At 34.2% G+C, this 4,420-nt stretch carries 5 protein-coding genes; all 5 read right to left on the bottom strand.

Annotated elements, in window-relative coordinates; translation table 11 throughout:
* Positions 1–12 precede the first annotated feature (12 nt).
* Positions 13–888 carry a WG repeat-containing protein gene (locus tag H1A14_RS22895; RefSeq protein WP_194778645.1) on the bottom strand — a complete coding sequence of 292 codons (876 nt, stop codon included), beginning with the start codon at positions 886–888 and terminating at the stop codon, positions 13–15.
* A gap of 195 nt (positions 889–1,083) precedes the next feature.
* Complete coding sequence (locus tag H1A14_RS22890) at positions 1,084–1,599, bottom strand: hypothetical protein (RefSeq protein ID WP_194778644.1); 516 nt, start codon at positions 1,597–1,599, stop codon at positions 1,084–1,086.
* Between the two features lie 392 nt (positions 1,600–1,991).
* A complete protein-coding gene (locus H1A14_RS22885) occupies positions 1,992–2,702 on the bottom strand; it encodes a DUF3885 domain-containing protein (RefSeq protein ID WP_194778643.1) in 711 nt (236 codons plus the stop codon).
* A gap of 276 nt (positions 2,703–2,978) precedes the next feature.
* Positions 2,979–3,677, bottom strand: a complete 699-nt coding sequence (locus H1A14_RS22880) for a hypothetical protein (RefSeq protein WP_194778642.1) — start codon at positions 3,675–3,677, stop codon at positions 2,979–2,981.
* Positions 3,678–3,850: 173 nt separating this feature from the next.
* Positions 3,851–4,276: a hypothetical protein gene (locus H1A14_RS22875; RefSeq protein WP_194778641.1), complete on the bottom strand. Its 426-nt coding sequence runs from the start codon at positions 4,274–4,276 to the stop codon at positions 3,851–3,853.
* Positions 4,277–4,420: the final 144 nt, after the last annotated feature.

The raw sequence follows: 4,420 nt of genomic DNA, 5'->3' as shown, positions 1-4,420 counted from the left end.
ACCACACGTTTTTTATTGAGTTGGAATTACTTTTTGTCCGTTTTTATTTAAATAATGAATTCCACCTCCAAAATGAGGCGCTCCATAAAATTTTATTAATTCTCCTTGAAATCCCATATAACAATGCATTTCAATTTCTATAAGAATTTTACCATTTTCATCAATCAGAGCATCAAGAAAATAATCATTAACAATTTCAAATTCACGTTTATTAATCCTCACGGCACAAACACCGTTTTTGAACTTGTCTACCTTGTAAAACTTAGGATGGATTATCACTTTATTTAGACTGTCTTTAAAACCCCAAAGCTCATTTTCTTGAAAAGGAATATATTTATCTGACTTAAATTCTGTTTGGATTTTACTTTCTAAAATGTCATTTTTAGTTAAGTTGTAAATATCTATTCTTGAAAGAGTTTTGTTGTCAATTCTTTCTCCTTTTGTATTTATTGGATAAAAATCTGAAAACTGTTTGTCACTCACATAAGCAATTCCATTCTTAAATTCTCCGTGTCCATCTTTCCAAGTTTTTCCAAATTCATTTATTCCGTTTTTGTTCACAAACCAATGTGATTCAAAACTTGAAATTCGAGCAAAACCATTGCTAAATTCAGTTTCTGGAAAATTCTCTTGAATGTCAAACACCTTATTCCCTAAAGTGTCAATAAAAATCCAATTGTAACCTTTTTTTATAACCTCTTTGGAAGCGTAACAAAGTCCTTCGCTGAAATCTCCAACATTTAAATATTCCGCTTTTATTTTAATTTTTCCAGTTTTGTCCATAAATCCGTATTTCCCGTTTTCGGATTGAAACTTATAAAGTCCGTTTCCTTGTCCGTATGTAAGGCACGAAACTAAAGTCAGAAGTAATGTTATTATTGTTTTCAATGTTTTTCTAAAATGTGTGGTAACGGTTGGCAGCTACCCGAAGGGCGGGACTTTTACCACAAAACTTGATTTGAAAAACGAATGCTCCATTAACCTTAAAACTGTCTTTGGAACACAAAACCCCGCCTTTTGGGTAGGTGCTGTTAGCGGTTCGTGCTTTTCTGTCAAAGAAGGAATGTTTGTGAATGCTTGCTGTCATTTTTTAAATAGGTCTAAATATCGTTTGGTGTCAGCCAATAAATCTGGTACTTGTGTGTCCGAAGGTGGATTAGAACATCTTGTTTGTCCAGTGAACTTTGACTTTATCAATTTGCCGTTGTCAAAATAAAATCTGCACTCCATTCCTAGAGTTTGTGTCATGAAGTCAAAAGAGCCAATGCTGTCAACATAAGCAAAAACCTTCTCCTGTCCGTAAACAAAAATGAGAATGTTGTCTTGAAGATAGTATTCATAGTTCGTCACGCAACTTGAAAGTCCTACCCGCTCCCAAACTTTTACCAACTGTCCGTTTTTAAAATACCCTGTCAACTGTCCGCCTCCGTCAGTCATTTGCTCCAAGAATTGTTCATTGTCCAGTGTCTTGGTGGTATATGTAGTCTCCTTATTGATTTGCTCAACTGTCTTTCGAATTTGCTCAACCTTGTCGCCCGATTGTCCGAAAAGCAAGGTCGTCAAGAAAAAAAAAGTCTGTGTCAAAATAGTCGTCCGCATTTTTTGTTTTCAAAGTTAATTTCTTGCTCTAAAGTTTAAAGTTGCACTGTCGTCAGCACTAAACTTCATTAGATACACAAAACTTGGATTTAGCACTTCACTTTCATAGAAGTACGAAACCCCCGCTTTTGCAAAACGGCTGTTATAGGGCGTTTTTCTTGTCATACGGTTGTTTGTCTATTTCAAATTCAGTCGTATATATTCCCCAATCCATAAACTTGTAGTAGATTGTCATAGCGTCATAATGACTACTCGCATAGAAAGTATGAATTAGTTTACTTTCAGGTTCTAATAGTTTTCTGCAATCGTCTCCACGTTCATCTGCTAAACAAAGAGTTGCGAGCCCTTCACGGTCTTCCCAAACTTCGTGTTTAACACTGTTATGTGTTTCTTTATTTAAACTGCTTGTCAATTCGTTCTCTATCATTGTCGAGTAACCAGTCGTTATGTTGTTTATAAATTGGTCTAAGCGTTTCTTTGTCAGACGAAATAATATCAAGTCCCCTGTCATCATATATATGAAAAATAAGTCTCTTGTCAATATTCACAAAATAAAATTCTTTTCCTGTTAGAAATCCGTTTTGATCAAGCCGTGGCTGTCTTGGCGGAAAGTCAGTATGTCCAATTGCTGTTAGAATATTCTTATAATCAATTCTGTCAGCGGTTAATTTAATAATTGCAATATTTCTTATATCAAATTTGTCGTCTGGTTCATAAAGTCGTAATTCTTTCGAGTAGCTGATTTCAGTCTTTTGGAGATTGTCAATTTGCTTAAATGTGAAATTTGAAAATCTAATTTTTCTCCGTTTGTATTTGTAGTCCATAAAAACCAAAAACACTTTGTCTGAATTGTCAAATACAGTTTTAAAAATTGTCGAAGCTCGTTTTGTAACTACTTGAAAGTATTCATCAGTGTCGGTGTCACCTACGTGTGGAATAACATTTCCTTCTCCGTCCAAAATTTGTCTGCTCGAATTAGAAGTTTCTACCGTTTGCAGGTCAAAACGAAGTCCGAAGTCCCAACTATAAAACAAAGGTTTCCGAAGTCTTAGTCCTTTGAAATTGTCGTTTAAAAATTGTCTATATTCTTGTTTTGTTGTCAAGTTGTTGTTCTCTTTTAAAATTCTGACTAACGTTTTTGTATATTACTGAAAATAAGATAATTATAAAATTTCCATTTTCTCAATTACTTCTTGTCCTTCCGCCAATCCGTTAGCTTACGAAGTCAACTTTTTTTAAAGTAGGGGGAATGCCCTATAACGTTTTGCGTATATGACTTGTGGTAGTTTTCGAAGCACTTTCTTGTCCGCTTGCACCAAATTTACTTAAAAGCACAAGCTTAAATTTACCGCTTCCCCCGCCATAAGTTATATATGCTGTTATGCGGTCGGCTTTTTTATTTTTTCGTTATATTCCCCTACCAATTTCAAACATTCAGTGTAGTCAGAAACATACCTTTCACTTTCAAATTGCTCCTTAAAATAATGATAGTAGTCGTAATACTTCTTACCAAAAATTTCATTCCAAGCTTCATCTTGATTCTCTGTCAGGTTAAGCTCTTTTGCCGAGGCAATCATTAAAATCCTTTCTCCTGGTAAATCTTCATTTGGGTTCTTATGCCATAATTCAAAGGCGATTTCAATGAGGTCATCATTAAGTTTTAAAATCTGTTCACCAAGATATTCATCAACTGTTATTTGGTCAATACTTTCTAAGCCTCCGTATTCTTCAACCCTGAAAAACTCCATATTTAAATTCCCCTTAAATTCTAAAATTACTGGAAAGACAAGCTTGTCGTGTTCTATATCAACTTTGAATTTTTCTACGATAGCGTCCGCGAAAACGTGAGTTGTAAAGTCGTTTAAGCTCAATTTTAATTTATCCGATTTTATTTCAAAGTCTGTTATCCAACTGTCGTGAAGTTTCCAAATGAGGTATTTCTTGAAATTTTTAAGTCGATTAGAATTTTCGGTTAAAAAAATTGAATACTTGTCCGTGTCAAAAATTGGCTCGTCCAAGTCTACGAAGTCGTTTGCTAAAAATGGAGCAATTGTTTGTATGTTTCTTTTATCGTTCATTCCTTAAGTTGTCGTCTTTTTTGCTGCCCTATAACGGTCCTGGTATAGCCACAGTAGCGGATTTGCGGGCTTCGTCACTTTCCACCGTGATAAAAGCTGAAGCGGGGGCAGTGAACCTGAAACTTGCACCAAGCCCGCTATTGTGGCTATAACTTGTTGGAGGTATTTTTTTATTAATCTCTGATTACTCTTATTATCCTTTTTAATCTATCTATTTCATTTTCATTGTTTGGAATGTATGTAATCCCTTTTGTATCTTCATTAAACAAGATAATTGAATATCTTTTGTGGTCAAATTCCACTTGCTCATAATCGTGTAAATTTATGTCCAAAAGAAAATTCTCTATTTTATTCCAATCCGATCTTTTTAATTTTACTTTATACTTCTGTTTTCCACCTTTTATATCTAGATAATTTATTATTGGATTAATAAGATGAACATTTTTTTTATTTAGGTTAATTTCAAATAGATTGAATATAAATGTTGGATCTCCATCATTAATTCTTATAAGTTTAGCTTCTTTAATGTTTGCATCTTGGGCAATGGAAAAAAAACTGCAAAGTGTCATAATAGCTAAAAATCCAAATCTTCTTTTCATGTCAATCGGGTTCTGTGTTAAAATTACCGCCAACGGTTTGCAGCTACCCGAAGGTGGCGATTTCGAAGCACTTCACTGTCAACCAGCACTAAAGTTTGATTGAAAAACTGAACTTCATTTAACCACTGAACCGCCAATTTCTTA

Origin of the sequence: Pararhodonellum marinum (assembly GCF_015354735.1) — a bacterium.
Lineage (GTDB): Bacteria > Bacteroidota > Bacteroidia > Cytophagales > Cyclobacteriaceae > Pararhodonellum > Pararhodonellum marinum.
This window is presented reverse-complemented; position numbering and strand designations above follow the sequence as displayed.

What these genes read in the sequence shown, in the direction of transcription:
- H1A14_RS22875 (WP_194778641.1), bottom strand. Translation starts at nt 4,276, where the DNA reads ATGAAAAGAAGATTTGGATTTTTAGCTATTATGACACTTTGCAGTTTT.
- H1A14_RS22890 (WP_194778644.1), bottom strand. Translation starts at nt 1,599, where the DNA reads ATGCGGACGACTATTTTGACACAGACTTTTTTTTTCTTGACGACCTTG.
- H1A14_RS22880 (WP_194778642.1), bottom strand. Translation starts at nt 3,677, where the DNA reads ATGAACGATAAAAGAAACATACAAACAATTGCTCCATTTTTAGCAAAC.